The sequence below is a fragment of the Micromonospora sp. NPDC020750 genome, from assembly GCF_044334565.1.
Taxonomy (GTDB): domain Bacteria; phylum Actinomycetota; class Actinomycetes; order Mycobacteriales; family Micromonosporaceae; genus Micromonospora.
In genome coordinates this window covers 376623-391979 of sequence record NZ_JBIRTH010000001.1, presented here as the reverse complement: position 1 = coordinate 391979, position 15357 = coordinate 376623, and the positions used below count along the sequence as shown (strand labels likewise).

Genomic DNA, 15357 nt, shown 5'->3' with positions numbered 1-15357 from the left:
ACGTCTGACGTATCGCCCGACGGGCCAGGAACAGGGGGAGCGGGAATGGACGGACGCGCACGAGGTGCACTGCTGACCGCGGTGGGGCTGGCGGCCCTGCTGGCGGTCAGTGGGTGCGGTGGCCTCAGCGGTGGGAAATCATCGGAGGACTCGGCCGCATCGGCGCCGGAGAAGGCGGCGCCGGCCGGTGCAGGCCCGGCCGAGGCGGGAGGGGCGAAGGCCGGCACCGGTGGCGGTGCGCCGGACCTACGGGTCGACCAGCGGTCGATCATCTACACGGGAAACATCCGGGTGCGGGTGGACGATGTGGACGCCGCCGCCCGGTCCGCCGTCACGGCGGCCACCGCGGTCGGCGGTTTCGTCGGCGGCGACGAACGCAGCAGCACGGGCGACAACGCCCGCGCCGAACTGGAGCTGCGGGTGCCGGCGGCGCGGTTCACCGCCGTGGTGGAGGACCTGGCCAAGCTGGGCCGGCAGGAGCGCCGCTCGATCCGTACGGAGGACGTCACCGAGGAGACCGTCGACCTGGACGCCCGGATCATCACGCAGCGGGCCCGGGTGGAGAGCGGCCGCAAGCTGCTGGCCCGGGCCAGCTCGATCGACGACCTGGTGACGCTGGAGGGCGAGGTAGCCCGGCGGGAGGCCGACCTCGCCTCGCTGGAGGCGAAGAAGCGCCGGCTGGCCGACCTGACCGCGCTCTCCACCATCACCCTCACCCTGGTCGGGTCGGACGCCGACACCTCCTCCGACGAGGAGAAGGACGGGACCGGATTCCTGGTGGGGTTGCGCGGCGGCTGGGACGCGTTCGTCGCCTCGCTGGGCGTGCTGCTCACCGTGCTGGGCGCGCTGCTGCCCTTCGCGGTGGCGCTGGGCGTGCCCGTGGCGCTGCTGGTGGCGGTGCTGCGCCGGCGCCGGCGCAGGCCGGCGCCGGCGCTCAGCGAGTCGCCGCCAGTGCCCGCAGCGCGGTCTGCACCATGAGTCGGACGCCGAACGGGATGGCCCGCTCGTCGACGTCGAACGTGGCCCGGTGCAGGTCGACGTTCGGGCCGGCCCGGCCGACGCCGAGGCGTGCCAGCGCGCCGGGGACGTGCTCCAGGTACCAGGAGAAGTCCTCGCCGCCCATGCTCTGCGGGGTCTCCGCCACGCCGTCCGGGCCGAGCGCCGCCACGGTGGCGGCGGTGAGCACCTGGATCGCCCCGGCGTCGTTGCAGACCGGCGGGCGGCCGCGCAGGTACTCCAGGTCGACCGTGGCGCCGGTCGGGGCGATGACGTCCCGGACCACCTGAGCGACGATCTTGGGAGCCTGCGCCCAGGTGTCGCGGTCCATCACCCGCAGGGTGCCGGAGGCGCTCGCCTCGGACGGGATGACGTTGTTCCGGGTGCCGGCCAAGGCCTGGCCGAACACCAGCAGCAACCCGCTGTTGGCCGGCACCCGGCGGGCGACCAGGGCGGGCACCTCGGTGACCAGCCGGCCGAGCGCGTCGACCAGGTCGACGGTCAGGTGCGGGCGGGCGGTGTGCCCGCCCGGTCCGGTGAGCTTGACGGTGACGTTGTCGGCGGCGGCGGTGATCGGGCCGACCCGCAGGCCGATCTTGCCGACCGGCTGGTTGGGGTCGCAGTGCACAGCGAAGATCTGCACCACGTCGTCCAGCCCGCCGGCCTCGATGACCTCCAGCGAGCCGCAGGGCAGGATCTCCTCGGCCGGTTGGAAGATCAGCCGGACCCGGCCGTCCAGTTCACCCAGGTCGGCGAGCTGGGCGAGCAGCATGCCGACGCCGAGCATCACGGTGGTGTGCACGTCGTGCCCGCAGGCGTGGCACACGCCGTCCTTCGTGGACCGGTACGGCACATCCTTGACATCGTTGAGCGGCAGCGCGTCGATGTCGGCGCGGAGCGCGACGACGGGGCCGTCGGGGCGGCCGTTGATGTCGCAGATCACGCCGTTGCCCTTCGGCAGCATGCGCGGGTTCAGCCCGGCGAGGGACAGCTCGCGGGCGATCAGGGCGGCGGTCTCGAACTCCTCGCCGGAGAGCTCCGGATGGGAGTGGATGTGCCGGCGGGTGGCGATGAGCCCGGGCACCCGCAGGGCGAGCAGGTGGTCCAGCTCGGCGGGCAGGGGCTGGGACCCGGACGGCGCCTCCGGCGAGTCCGACAACGCCAGCTTGCTGCCGTTCGGCAGCGTCAACGCACTCGTCACGTCGATATCTCGATCACTAGAAATGGATGGATCATCGGGGATGACAGCAGACAGCCTAGACCTCCGACGGTGACGCTGTGCAACTTCATTCCCGTAGCGATCAGATGGCGCAGCGTCACGAAAGCCCTGGTGGAAGGGCTCGACAATCTGCGGGACAGCAGGTAGATCGCGGTCGAACGTCGTCATCTGCCCCACACCTCCTACAACCCGTAACCGAGTCGGCGTTCCGAAATCACCGTCGATCCGGGGCAGCCGTTTCCCAAATTGTCGCATTAGTCGCTTCGGCTACCCGCCACTCGGACAATTAGCCGACCGCACACGCGGCGGGGCGACTCCCGACGGTGACACGACGGGACGCGGCGCTCGCGCACACGCTGTCCGTCCCGTTCACCCGGACGGGTTACCCATCGCCCCCGGGCCGCACACACGTGCCGGGGCGGCCGGCAGGGGGTCAGAACCGGTCGCTCGGGCGGTACGTCCCCCAGACCTGGCGCAGGATGCCGCAGACCTCGCCCACCGTGGCCCGGGCCCGCAGCGCCTCCTTCATCGGGAAGAGCACGTTCTCCGTGCCCTCGGCAGCGGCGCGCAGCTCGGCGAGGGCCCGCTCGACGGCGTCCCCGTCGCGCTCCGCGCGCAGCGTGGCCAGCCGCTCGGCCTGGGCCGCCTCGATCTCCGGGTCGACCCGCAGCGGCTCGTACGGCTCGTCGGTGTCGATGGTGAACCGGTTGAGCCCGACCACCACCCGCTCACCCGAGTCGATCTCCTGCGCGAACCGGTACGCGGACTGCTCGATCTCCCGCTTCTGGAAGCCCGCCTCGATGGCGTCGACAACCGAGCCGTGATCGGCCACCCGGTCCATCAGCTCGACCACCGCCGCCTCGATCTCGGCGGTCATCGCCTCCACCACGTACGAGCCGGCGAACGGGTCGACGGTGGCGGTCAGGTCCGTCTCGTACGCCAGCACCTGCTGGGTGCGCAGGGCCAGCCGGGCGGCCTTCTCGGTGGGCAGCGCGATGGCCTCGTCGAAGCTGTTGGTGTGCAGCGACTGGGTGCCGCCCAGCACGGCCGCGAGCCCCTGCACCGCCACCCGGACCAGGTTGACCTCGGGCTGCTGGGCGGTGAGCTGCACGCCGGCGGTCTGGGTGTGGAAACGCAGCATCATCGACTTCGGGTTCTTCGCCCCGAAGTCGTCGCGCATCAGCCGGGCCCAGATCCGCCTGGCGGCGCGGAACTTCGCGACCTCCTCAAGCAGGGTCGTCCGGGCCACGAAGAAGAACGACAGCCGGGGCGCGAAGTCGTCCACGGCCAGCCCGGCGGCCAGCGCGGCCCGGACGTACTCGACGCCGTTGGCCAGGGTGAACGCGATCTCCTGCGCGGGCGTCGCGCCGGCCTCGGCCATGTGGTAGCCGGAGATGGAGATGGTGTTCCACCTCGGCACCTCCTTGTGGCAGTAGGCGAACGTGTCGGCGACCAACCGCAGCGAGGGCTTCGGCGGGAAGATGTACGTCCCCCGGGCGATGTACTCCTTGAGGATGTCGTTCTGGATGGTGCCGTTGAGCGCCGAACCCTCGACCCCGGACTCCTCGGCGACGAGCTGGTAGAGCAGCAGCAGCACCGAGCCCGGCGCGTTGATCGTCATCGAGGTGGAGACCTTGTCCAGCGGGATGCCGGCGAAGAGCAGCCGCATGTCCTCGACGGAGTCGATGGCCACCCCGACCTTGCCCACCTCGCCGTGCGCGATCGGGTCGTCGGAGTCGTACCCCATCTGGGTGGGCAGGTCGAAGGCGACGGAGAGACCCATCGTGCCGGCCCGCAGAAGCTGGTGGTAGCGCGCGTTGGACTCCGTGGCGGTGCCGAAGCCGGCGTACTGGCGCATGGTCCACGGGCGCGACGTGTACATGGTGGGATAAACCCCGCGGGCGTACGGGTACTCGCCGGGGGCGCCCAGCCGGGAGTCCAGACCCTCGGGCAGGTCATCCACCGTGTAGAGGCCCTTGATGGGGAAGCCGGACTCGCTTGACCGCCGTTCGCTCATCCCCGGATGGTAGGACGCGCCGGTGCATCGACGGGTGAGGGATTCCGCACAGGGCCCTTGACTTTCGCCGACCTCAGGGTGAGCAATCGGACACGTACCGTGGAGTTCGGTAAACGTCCGTCGCGTCGGGTTTCGCATCGGGCGTCGGAACCAGCAAGATAGGGGAGTTGTGTCCCAGCCCCCTCGATTTCCCCCGGTGGCTTTTCTGTGACTCAGATCCCGACGTGGAGCGGCGGACCAGTCAGTCCACCCCACGGACGCGCGGCGCCCGGCACCACCATCGGTGGTCGCTACTCGCTCCGGTCCGCGGTGGGCAACGGCGGCATGGGCACGGTCTGGCGTGCCACAGACACCCTGTTGCGGCGCGACGTGGCGGTGAAGGAGGTAATTCTTCCGCCGGGCCTGGCCCCCAGCGACCGCGACTCGATGTACGAGCGGACGCTGCGCGAGGCCCGCGCCGCCGCGGCCATCCAGCACCCTGCCGTGGTCCAGGTGTACGACGTGGTCACCGAAGGTGGCCGCCCCTGGATCGTGATGGAACTGCTGGACGCCCGCAGCCTGGCCGACATGGTGATCGAGGACGGGCCGGTCGCGCCCCGCGCGGTCGCCAAGATCGGCATCGCCCTGCTCGGCGCGCTGGAGGTGGCGCACGCGATCGGCGTGCTGCACCGCGACGTGAAGCCGGCCAACGTGCTGATCTGCACCGATGGCCGGTGCGTGCTGACCGACTTCGGGGTGGCCAAGCTCCCCACCGACGTACAGCTCACCACCCCCGGGATGGTGCTCGGCTCGCCGCACTTCATCTCCCCCGAGCGGGCCATGGGCCAGGAGTTCGGCCCGCCCAGCGACCTCTTCTCCCTCGGCGTGACGCTGTACACGGCGGTCGAGGGCCGCCCCCCGTTCGACAAGGGCGACCCGATCGAGACCATGCACGCCGTGGTCGAGGATCCGCCGGCCACCCCGCAGCGCAGCGGTCCGCTGACCCGGGTCCTGATGGGACTGCTGGAGAAGGACCCGTCCCGCCGGCTCGACGTGCACACCTCCCGGGCGATGCTGCGCGAGCTGCTGGCCGGCCCGCTGACCAGCACCGCGACCGCCGTCAACTCGGTCACCGACCCGTACGCGGTGGTGCCGGTGCAGCGGCCGGTGGTCGCCCCGCCACCGCCGCCCGCCCCGGAGCCGAAGCCGAGCGGGCAGATTGGCGGCCGGGCGATGCTCTCCCCCGAGGAGTCGCTGACCGACCGGCTGGCCGCGCTGCGCCGGGGCGAGAAGGCGAAAAAGAAGACCGCCGCCGCCGCGAGCGCCGCCGCGCTGGACGACACCAGCGCCGACGCGCTCGCCGGCCCGCTGCACACCCCCACCGGGGCGATGCCCACGCAGGCGCCGACGTCGCCGGCCGGTCGGATGTACGGCGGGTCTTCGGAGGCCACCCAAAATGTGACGTACGGCACATCGCCCGACGCCACCCAGCAGGTCCCGTTCGGGCCCCGCCCGGACGCCACCCAGCAGGTCCCGTTCGGCGTAGGGGCGAACACCGCCCAGCGGGCCGGCCAGCCCGACGCCACCCAGGCGGTGCCCGGCTTCGGCGGCCCGCCCGGGGTGACCCAGCGGATGGGCGGGACGTACGGCGGCGGCCAGTGGTCGGTGCCCGGCACCGGCCAGCCGTGGGCCGCCCCGGCCGCCGCGCCCGCCCCGGCCGGCGGCGCCCCCGGCGGGGTCGGCGGCCTCGTCGCCACCGTCAAGGGTTGGCCGCGCAAGGTGCAGCTCGCAGCGGCCGGCGGCCTCGTCGTGCTGCTGCTGGTCGGCGCGGTCGTCCTGTTCGGCGGCGGCGACGACCCGGACCGGCCGACCACCCCCTCGGCGCAGCCCACCGCCGCCGCCGCGCCGGTGGAGATGCAGGAGCAGTCGGCCCGGGGCGTCACGGTGCAGGTGCCCAAGGGCTGGCAGCGCAACAGCGCCGAAGGCGGCGTGTGGGTCGACTTCGTCGACCCGGAGGACAGCGGCCGTAAGGTGCGCATCCTCTCCGAGGAGTGGGGCGGCACGTCGTCGAAGCGCTGGGCCGAGGTCGCCGAGAAGGGCCTGCGGACCAAGTCGACCTCCTGCCCGAAGCCGTACAACCAGGTGTCGATGACCGAGCAGAAGCTGGACGGTCAGGCGGCGGCCGAGTTCGAGTACACCTGCGGCGAGGGCGACGGCATGCGGCACGGCGTGTGGCGCGGGGTGGTACACGAGGGGAAGGTCTACTCGTTCTACCTCTCCTCCACCGACGCCCGGTTCGCGGAGAGCAAGCCGATCTTCGACCGGATGGTGGAGTCGTTCAAGCTCGGCGGGGCGAACTGAGCCCCACCGGGCCGACCGGAGCGAGGCCGACGGGACGTGGTGATCCGCCGCCTGCTATCAAGAGGCATGGCGGCGGAACCCATTGACCTTGACGACATTCGCGACCAGGCCCGGCGGTGGCTCGACGACGACCCCGACCCGGCCACCCGCGAGGAGCTGCAAGCCGTGCTCGACCGGCTGCCGGCGAGCGCGCCCGAGCTGGCCGACCGGTTCGCCGGGCCGCTGACCTTCGGCACCGCCGGGCTACGCGGCCCGCTGCGGGCCGGCCCGAACGGGATGAACCTCGCCGTGGTCAGTCAGGCCGCCGCCGGGCTGGTCGGCTGGCTCGCCGCCCAGGGCGCGACCGGCCCGCTGGTGATCGGGTACGACGCCCGGCACGGTTCCCGGGAGTTCGCCGAGCGCACCGCCCAGGTCGCCACCGGCGCGGGCCGTCCGGCGCTGCTGCTGCCCCGCCCGCTGCCCACCCCCGTGCTGGCGTACGCGGTGCGGCAGCTCGACGGGGCGGCCGGCGTGATGGTCACGGCCAGCCACAACCCCCCACAGGACAACGGCTACAAGGTGTACCTGGGTGCCCGGCTCGGCGGCGAACTGGGCGCGGGTGCGCAGATCGTGCCGCCCGCCGACGCCGGGATCGAGGCGGCCATCCGGGCGGTCGGCCCGCTCGCCCAGGTGCCGCTCGGCCCGGCCGGCCAGGTGCTCGGCGACGACCTGGTCGCCTCGTACGTGGACCGGGCCGCCGCCGTGATCGACCCGGCCGGCCCCCGGGACCTGAAGGTGGCCTACACCCCGCTGCACGGGGTGGGCGCGGCGGTGCTGACCGCCGCCTTCGCCCACGCCGGGTTCGGCATCCCCGGCGTGGTGCCCGAGCAGGCGGAGCCCGACCCGGACTTCCCGACCGTGAGCTTCCCCAACCCGGAGGAGCCGGGGGCGGTGGACCGCCTCGTCACGCTCGCCGAGCGGACCGGCGCGGACCTGGCGATCGCCAACGACCCGGACGCGGACCGCTGCGCGGTGGCCGTCCGCGACGGCGGGCCGGCGAGCGCGAGGAGTGCGCCTGCGGGGCCTCCGGTCACGGCCGAGGAGCAGCCCGGCGGCTGGCGGATGCTGCGCGGCGACGAGGTGGGCGCCCTGCTCGCCGACCACCTGATGCGCCGGGGCGTACAGGGCCTGTACGCCACCACGATCGTGTCGTCGTCCCTGCTGCGGGCCATGTGCGCCGCCCGGGGCCTGCCGTACGACGAGACGCTGACCGGGTTCAAGTGGATCGTCCGGGCCGGCGGCGGGTCCGCGCCGCTGGTGTTCGGCTACGAGGAGGCGCTGGGCTACTGCGTCGCCCCGGAACACGTACGCGACAAGGACGGCATCACCGCCGCGCTGACCGTCGCCGAGCTGGCCGCCGGCCTCAAGGCGGAGGGGCGCACGCTGACCGACCGGCTGGACGAGCTGGCCGCCGAGTTCGGCGTGCACCACACCGACCAGCTCTCCGTCCGGGTGGACGACCTGCGGGTGATCGCCGACGCGATGGCCCGGGTCCGGGCGGCCACCCCGACCACGCTGCTCGGGCACCCGGTCACCGAGGCTCGGGACCTGCTCCCCGAGGCGGACGTGGTGATCCTGCGCACCGACACGGCCCGGGTGGTGATCCGCCCGTCGGGCACCGAGCCGAAGCTCAAGGCGTACCTGGAGGTCGTGGAGCCGGTCACGGACGGCGACGTGCCGGCGGCCCGCACCCGCGCGGCCACGGCCACGGCTGCCCTCCGCACCGAGATCGCCACCACCCTGAACCTCTGACCCGCCATCCCCACCCCCGCAAAGTTGATCAAGAAGTTTGCGTCGCCGATGACGCGCTCGCTGACGCAAACTTCTTGATCAACGCGGGATAGGCGGGGGGGTGGGTGGGCCGGACCGAGTTTGTCGCACAAACACGGAAAGAGTGGCCTCGAACTGCTGCGAGGCCACTCTTTCCGTGTTTGTGCGCGATCATGCACGGCGGGTGGTGGGTGGTGGCGGCGGGCGGGCGGGATCGGAGCGGTCCGATGGGCGGGACAGGCCGCCCGCGTCGTCCGTCCCAGCCGGAGGGGTCAGGCGCGCTTGCCGAGGGCGGCGTCGACGGCGGCGCCCAGGGCGGTGACGACCAGCGCCACCGACGGGCGGACCACCGAGGCGTCCAGGCCGACCGTGCCGGAGAAGCCGGCCCCGCCGGCGATCTCCTCCAGCCGTACCCGGGCGTCCCGGGCAGCGTCGCCGGTCAGGCCGAGCGCCGGCTCCATCCGGAGCACCGCGACCAGGGTGGCCAGCGCGGCGGTCCGCTCGTCGGGGAGCTGCCCGTCGGCCAGCGCCTCGGCGAGCCGGCGGCGGCTGTCCGCCTCCACCGAGGGGTCCGCCGCCGGGTAGCGGTGCACGTTGATGAAGCCCAACTCGGTCTCCTCGACGTCGCGCACCGAGCCCCGGGCGACCAGGTCGCCGAGGATCCGGTCGCGCAGGCCGTGGCGCAGCCGCTGCACCCAGGAGGAGGGGGTGTTCGGGGTGTCGGCGGCCATCCGGGCCAGCACCTCGTCGAGGGTCGGCTCGCCCGTTCCGGTGGGGTCGGCGACCACCAGGTTCCCGTCGGCGTACGCGATCCGGCCGGCCAGGGCCAGCTCGATCAGCACCGCGGCGGCCATCCCGAGGTCGAGGCTGATCCGCGGCATGGTCGCCTTGCCGGATTCGTCGTCGTAGGCGAGGAGCAGCAGCTCTTCGGCAAGCGCAACACCAGTCATGGCCGGAGACGGTAGCGCCTGCGCGCCCCCGGCGGGCCCCCAACCCGCCCGACGTGGCGGGAAGGCCCCCGGTCGATGCCTGAGGGGCGGGAAGGTTGCCCCTCCCGCCCCCACCGAGCGGCACGGCCGGGCCCCACCGAGCGGCACGGCCGGGCCCCACCGAGCGGCACGGCCGGGCCCCACCGAGCGGCACCCGAACGGCGCCGGCGGCCGGGCCGCCGTCAGAAGCGGGGCATGCCGCCGAACTGTCGGTCGCCTGCGTCGCCGAGGCCCGGGACGATGAACATCTTGTCGTTGAGGCCCTCGTCGATCGAGGCGGTGACCAGCCGCAGCGGCAGGCCGGACTGCTCCAGCCGCTGGATGCCGACCGGCGCGGCCAGCACGCAGAGCACGGTGATGTCGGTGCAGCCCCGGTCGGCCAGCAGCCGGCAGCAGTGCTCCAGGGAGCCGCCGGTGGCCACCATCGGGTCCAGGACCAGCACCGGCAGGCCGGCCAGGTCGCGGGGCAGCGACTCCATGTACGCCCGCGGCTCGTACGTCTCCTCGTCCCGGGCCAGGCCGACGAAGCCCATCGACGACTCGGGCAGCAGGCCGAGCGCCGCGTCGGCCATGCCGAGGCCGGCCCGCAGCACCGGCACCAGCAGCGGCGGGTTGGCCAGCCGGGTGCCCTCGGCACCGGTCACCGGGGTCTGCACCGGGTACTTCTCGACGGGGAAGGAGCGTGCGGCCTCGTACACGAGCATGGTGGTGAGCTCGTGCAGCGCGGCCCGGAACGAAGAGGAGTCGGTGCGGGCGTCCCGCATGGCGGTCAGCCGCGACTGGGCGAGCGGGTGGTCAATGACGTGTACGTCCACGATCGCTCAACCTACCGAACGGTCGGGTCCCGCAGTGCGGGAGCGGGCGCGGCAGCGACCCGGCTCACCCCGGCGACGCCTCGACGGCAGCCGGACGACGCTGCGGCGGGGCGGCGACGCCCGCGACGGCCGCACCGTGACCGGTTTCACAACACCCATGGATGCGTAGACTTCCCGGCATGACGGCGACAGCGACGTCGGCCCGGTCGGATCTCTCCGGGCTGGGACGATCCGAGACCGCTCTGCGGACCTTCCTGCACGGCCTGCCCGGCGTGGACCAGGTGGGCGCGGAGCAGCGGGCGGCGCAGCTCGGCACCCGCTCCATCAAGACCACGGCCAAGGCACAGGCGATCGACCTGGCCATCCGGATGGTCGACCTGACCACCCTGGAGGGGGCGGACACCCCCGGCAAGGTACGGGCGCTCGCGGCCAAGGCGCTGCGCCCCGACCCGGCCGACCCGTCCTGCCCGCACGTCGGCGCGGTCTGCGTCTACCCGGCGATGGTCCCGCACGTGGCCGAGGTGCTGGCCGGCAGCGGCGTGCACCTGGCCAGCGTGGCGACCGCGTTCCCCTCCGGGCAGGCGCCGCTGGAGGTCAAGCTCGCCGACACCCGGGCCGCCGTGGCGGCCGGCGCCGACGAGATCGACATGGTGATCAACCGGGGCGCCTTCCTGGCCGGACGCTTCAAGGAGGTCTACGACGAGATCGTGGCCACCAAGGAAGCCTGCGGGGACGCCCACCTCAAGGTGATCCTGGAGACCGGCGAGCTGGCCACGTACGACAACGTGCGGCGGGCCTCCTGGCTGGCCATGCTGGCCGGCGGCGACTTCATCAAGACCTCCACCGGCAAGGTCCCGGTCGCCGCCACCCTGCCGGTGACCCTGGTGATGCTGGAGGCGGTCCGCGACTTCCGCGACGCCACCGGGCGGCAGGTCGGTGTGAAGCCGGCCGGCGGGATCAAGAACACCAAGGACGCGATCAAGTACCTGGTCATGGTCAACGAGACCGTCGGCGCGGACTGGCTCGACCCGGACTGGTTCCGGTTCGGCGCGTCCAGCCTGCTCAACGACCTGCTCATGCAGCGCACCAAGCTGACGACCGGCGTCTACTCCGGTCCCGACTACTTCACCCTGGACTGAGAGTGATGTTCGAATACGCCCCTGCGCCCGAGTCGCGCGCGATCGTCGACATCAGATCCTCCTACGGTCTGTTCATCGACGGGGAGTTCGTCGACGGCGAGCATCTCAACAAGTCGGTCAACCCGGCCACCGAGGAGGTGCTCGCCGAGGTCACCTGGGCCGGGAGCGAGGACGTGGACCGCGCGGTCCGCGCCGCCCGCAAGGCGTACGAGAAGGTGTGGGGCCCGATGCCCGGCCGGGACCGGGCCAAGTACCTGTTCCGGATCGCCCGGATCATTCAGGAGCGTTCCCGCGAGCTGGCCGTGCTGGAGTCGCTGGACAACGGCAAGCCGATCAGGGAGTCCCGGGACGTCGACCTGCCGCTGGTCGCCGCGCACTTCTTCTACTACGCCGGCTGGGCCGACAAGCTGCCGCACGCCGGCTTCGGCGCGGACCCGCAGCCGCTCGGCGTGGCCGCCCAGGTCATCCCGTGGAACTTCCCGCTGCTCATGCTGGCGTGGAAGATCGCCCCGGCGCTGGCGGCCGGAAACACGGTGGTGCTCAAGCCCGCCGAGACCACCCCGCTGACCGCGTTGCTGTTCGCCGAGATCTGCCAGCAGGCCGACCTGCCGGCCGGCGTGGTCAACATCGTCACCGGCGCGGGCGACACCGGCCGGGCCCTGGTCGAGCACCCGGGCGTGGACAAGGTCGCCTTCACCGGCTCCACCGAGGTCGGCCGGGCCATCGCCCGGTCGATCGCCGGCACCCGCAAGAAGCTCACCCTGGAGCTGGGCGGCAAGGCCGCGAACATCGTCTTCGACGACGCCCCGATCGACCAGGCGGTCGAGGGGATCGTCAACGGCATCTTCTTCAACCAGGGGCACGTCTGCTGCGCCGGCTCCCGGCTGCTGGTGCAGGAGTCCGTCGCCGAGCAGGTGCTGGAGTCGCTGAAGCGGCGGATGGCCCGGCTGCGGGTCGGCGACCCGCTGGACAAGAACACCGACATCGGGGCGATCAACTCGGCCGACCAGCTCGCCCGCATCCGCGAGCTGTCCGACGCCGGCTCCGCCGAGGGGGCCGAACGCTGGTCGCCGCCGTGCGAGCTGCCCGAGCGCGGCTTCTGGTTCGCACCGACGATCTTCACCGGGGTCACCCAGGCACACCGGGTAGCCCGGGAGGAGATCTTCGGCCCGGTGCTGTCCGTGCTGACCTTCCGCACCCCGGCCGAGGCCGTCGAGAAGGCCAACAACACGCCGTACGGGCTGTCGGCCGGAATCTGGACCGACAAGGGCTCCCGGATCCTGTGGATGGCCGACCGGCTGCGCGCCGGGGTGGTCTGGGCCAACACGTTCAACAAGTTCGACCCCACCTCGCCGTTCGGCGGGTACAAGGAGTCGGGCTACGGTCGCGAGGGCGGCCGGCACGGGCTGGAGGGCTACCTCAATGTCTGAGCGGGTCGCGGTACGCAAGACGTACAAGCTCTTCATCGGCGGGAAGTTCCCGCGCAGCGAGTCGGGACGGTCGTATCTCGTGCAATCCGCGAACGTGTCCCTTGCTTCTCGCAAGGACGCCCGGGACGCCGTCGTCGCCGCCCGCGCGGCCGTGAAGGGCTGGGCCGGGGCGACCGCGTACAACCGGGGGCAGATCCTCTACCGGGTCGCCGAGATGCTGGAGGGCCGCCGCGAGCAGTTCGTCGGGCTCGGTGTGCCGGGCGACGAGGTCGACGCGGCGATCGACCGCTGGGTCTGGTACGCCGGTTGGTCCGACAAGCTCCCCCAGGTGTACGGCGGCGCGAACCCCGTCGCCGGCCCGTACTTCAACCTGTCGGCGCCCGAGCCCACCGGCGTGGTGGCGGTGGTGGCCCCCGAGCAGCCGGCGCTGCTCGGCCTGGTCAGCGTGATCGCCCCGGCGATCGTCACCGGCAACACGGTGGTGGTGGCCGCCTCCCCGGCGCAGCCGCTGGCGGCGGTGACCCTGGCCGAGGTGCTGGCCACCTCCGACCTGCCCGGCGGGGTGGTCAACATCCTCACCGGGAAGATCACCGAGACCGCGCCGGCGCTCGCCGGCCACATGGACGTCAACGCGATCGACCTGACCGGGGTGACCGACCCCTCGCTCGCCACCGAGCTGGAGGTGAAGGCGGCGGAGAACCTCAAGCGGGTGCTCCGGCCGGCCCCGGCCGACCACGACTGGTCCGCCGACCCCGGCATCACCCGGATGACCGCTCTGCTGGAGACGAAGACGGTCTGGCACCCCAAGGGCGTCTGACCCCCACCCACCCACCCCGCTGGCCGGCGCCCCCTCCCAAGGGGACGCCGGCCAGCGCCACTTCACCACTTCACCACCCACCACCCCACCCACGAGCCCGCGAGCCCACGAGCCCGCGAGCCCGCGAGCCCACGACACTTTCTGGGAATGAGTGGCTTTGCCGCGCCCGAAGGCCACTCATTCTCAGAAACTGTCGCGATCTTGCGTGGCGTGGCGTGGCGCGCGGGTGGGGGCGTGGGGTGAGGGCGTGGCGTGGCGCGCGGGTGGGGGCGTGGGGTGAGGGCGTGGCGTGGCGCGCGGGTGGGGGCGTGGGGTGGGGGCGTGGGGTGGGGCAGCAGAGGGCGGCGGGCGATGGGGGTCTACTACGGGGGGTAGGATTGATCGGTGACGCGGCTTGGGGATCTTGAACGTGCGGTGATGGATGTGCTGTGGGACACCGTCCCGGGCACGTCGGACGGGGTGACCGTGCGTGAGGTTGCCGACGCGCTCGACGGGCGCGAGTTGGCGTACACGACGGTGATGACCGTGCTGGACCGGCTCGCGGGCAAAGGCATGGTGCGGCGCCAGCGGGAGGGACGGGCCTGGCGGTACCGGACCGCGGCCAGCCGCGAGGCGTACATCGCCCAGCTCATGCTCGACGCGCTGGACCTCGGTGGCAGCCGGGACGCCGCGCTGGTGCGCTTCGCCCGCTCGGTCACCGGGACCGAGGCCGACGTGCTGCGGGCCGCCCTGGGCGCCGAGGCCGCCGGGTCGCTGACCGATCGGGTCGAGGATCCGCGTACGGACCGGACCGGGCAGCCCGCCCTGGCCGACGAGGCCACGGACCGGTAGGGCGCCGTCATGGCGTACGCCGCGCACTTCGCCGCGACGGTCCTGGCCTGTTACCTGACCGCACAGGTCCTCGCGGCCTCCACCTGGACGTGGCGCAGCCCCCGGGTGGCGATCGTCTGCTGGCAGGCGGTCGGGCTCGCACTCGGCCTCTCCGCGATGGGCCTGCCCATGGCGCTCGGGCTGACCGCGTACGACCGGCCGACGGGCGGCGCGCTGCTCGCCCTCGGCTCCGACCTGACCCACGGCACCCTCCCCGCCGGGGTGGGCGCAATCCACCTCGGGCTGGTCGGCGTCGGCTTCGGCATCGGGGCGGTGCTGCTCGGCACGACGGTACGCAGCCTGCACGCGGCCGTCCGCGCCCAGCGCCGGCACCGGGACCTGTTGACCCTGGTCGCCCGCCGGGACCCCGAGGTGCCGGGGGCGCTGGTGCTGGACCATCCGGGCGCGGCGGCGTACTGCCTGCCGGGGGTGCGGCCCCGGGTGGTGGTCAGCGTCGGAACGCTCAGCATGCTCGACCGGGCCGAGCTGGAGGCGGTGCTCACCCACGAGCGGGCGCACGCGCAGGAGCGGCACGACCTCGTGTTGCTGCCGTTCACGGCGCTGTGTCGGGCGCTGCCCTGGTTCCGCTGGGTGCGTGACGCTCACGAGCGGGTCGCGCTGCTGGTCGAGATGCGCGCCGACGACAAGGCCCGGGAGCTGCACGCCGAGGCGCCTCTCGCGGGCGCGCTGCGGCGGTTCGCCGAGGCCGGCCACCGGGTCACCCCGGCCGGCGCGCTCGGGATGGGCGAGGGGGACCTGGACGTCCGGGTCCAGCGGCTGCTGATCGTCGACCGGCCGCCCCGGCTGATCGGGGCCACCGCGCTGGCGGTGGCGGCCACCCTGGTCACGCTGCCGATCTCCCTCTTCCTGAGCTGACGGCCCACCGGACTGACGCCGGTTGATCCGGCCGCCGCCG

At 73.0% G+C, this 15357-nt stretch carries 12 protein-coding genes; 8 read left to right on the top strand and 4 right to left on the bottom strand.

Features of this window, described 5'->3' with window-relative positions:
* Positions 1-45 precede the first annotated feature (45 nt).
* The gene (locus tag ACH4T9_RS01910; RefSeq protein ID WP_396669320.1) at positions 46-978 is read left to right on the top strand and encodes a DUF4349 domain-containing protein; all 933 of its coding nucleotides are present in this window, start codon (positions 46-48) and stop codon (positions 976-978) included.
* Here ACH4T9_RS01910 and ACH4T9_RS01905 read toward each other — a convergent pair.
* Together ACH4T9_RS01905 and ACH4T9_RS01900 are read right to left on the bottom strand one after the other, a co-directional pair.
* Positions 935-2197: an amidohydrolase gene (locus ACH4T9_RS01905; RefSeq protein WP_396669319.1), complete on the bottom strand. Its 1263-nt coding sequence runs from the start codon at positions 2195-2197 to the stop codon at positions 935-937. The two genes, ACH4T9_RS01910 and ACH4T9_RS01905, sit on opposite strands and share 44 nt — an antisense overlap.
* Positions 2198-2648: 451 nt before the next feature.
* Positions 2649-4232, bottom strand: a complete 1584-nt coding sequence (locus ACH4T9_RS01900) for a methylmalonyl-CoA mutase (RefSeq protein ID WP_396669318.1) — start codon at positions 4230-4232, stop codon at positions 2649-2651.
* A gap of 207 nt (positions 4233-4439) precedes the next feature.
* On the opposite strand from ACH4T9_RS01900, the gene ACH4T9_RS01895 reads away from it, so the two are divergent.
* Together ACH4T9_RS01895 and ACH4T9_RS01890 are read left to right on the top strand one after the other, a co-directional pair.
* Positions 4440-6572 (top strand): serine/threonine-protein kinase, encoded by a 2133-nt coding sequence (locus ACH4T9_RS01895; protein ID WP_396669317.1) that lies wholly within the window; start codon positions 4440-4442, stop codon positions 6570-6572.
* Positions 6573-6638: 66 nt separating this feature from the next.
* On the top strand, positions 6639-8363 hold the full coding sequence (locus ACH4T9_RS01890) for a phospho-sugar mutase (RefSeq protein WP_396669316.1): 1725 nt from the start codon (positions 6639-6641) through the stop codon (positions 8361-8363).
* Positions 8364-8653: 290 nt separating this feature from the next.
* Here the strand turns inward: ACH4T9_RS01890 and ACH4T9_RS01885 are convergent, their stop codons facing one another.
* Positions 8654-9331 (bottom strand): GPP34 family phosphoprotein, encoded by a 678-nt coding sequence (locus tag ACH4T9_RS01885; RefSeq protein ID WP_396669315.1) that lies wholly within the window; start codon positions 9329-9331, stop codon positions 8654-8656.
* Between the two features lie 221 nt (positions 9332-9552).
* Complete coding sequence (gene upp, locus ACH4T9_RS01880) at positions 9553-10185, bottom strand: uracil phosphoribosyltransferase (RefSeq protein WP_161686960.1); 633 nt, start codon at positions 10183-10185, stop codon at positions 9553-9555.
* 179 nt (positions 10186-10364) lie between these two features.
* Between upp and deoC the strand changes: the two genes are divergently transcribed.
* From deoC to ACH4T9_RS01855, 5 genes are all read left to right on the top strand, one after another.
* Positions 10365-11324 (top strand): deoxyribose-phosphate aldolase, encoded by a 960-nt coding sequence (gene deoC, locus ACH4T9_RS01875; RefSeq protein ID WP_396669314.1) that lies wholly within the window; start codon positions 10365-10367, stop codon positions 11322-11324.
* A 5-nt stretch (positions 11325-11329) separates the two neighbouring features.
* Positions 11330-12754 carry an aldehyde dehydrogenase family protein gene (locus ACH4T9_RS01870; RefSeq protein WP_396669313.1) on the top strand — a complete coding sequence of 475 codons (1425 nt, stop codon included), beginning with the start codon at positions 11330-11332 and terminating at the stop codon, positions 12752-12754.
* The gene (locus tag ACH4T9_RS01865; protein WP_396669312.1) at positions 12747-13571 is read left to right on the top strand and encodes an aldehyde dehydrogenase family protein; all 825 of its coding nucleotides are present in this window, start codon (positions 12747-12749) and stop codon (positions 13569-13571) included. The genes ACH4T9_RS01870 and ACH4T9_RS01865 overlap by 8 nt, the downstream gene beginning before the upstream one ends.
* Before the next feature lie 384 nt (positions 13572-13955).
* Positions 13956-14402: a BlaI/MecI/CopY family transcriptional regulator gene (locus ACH4T9_RS01860; RefSeq protein ID WP_396669311.1), complete on the top strand. Its 447-nt coding sequence runs from the start codon at positions 13956-13958 to the stop codon at positions 14400-14402.
* Between the two features lie 9 nt (positions 14403-14411).
* On the top strand, positions 14412-15317 hold the full coding sequence (locus ACH4T9_RS01855; RefSeq protein WP_396669310.1) for a M56 family metallopeptidase: 906 nt from the start codon (positions 14412-14414) through the stop codon (positions 15315-15317).
* Positions 15318-15357: the final 40 nt, after the last annotated feature.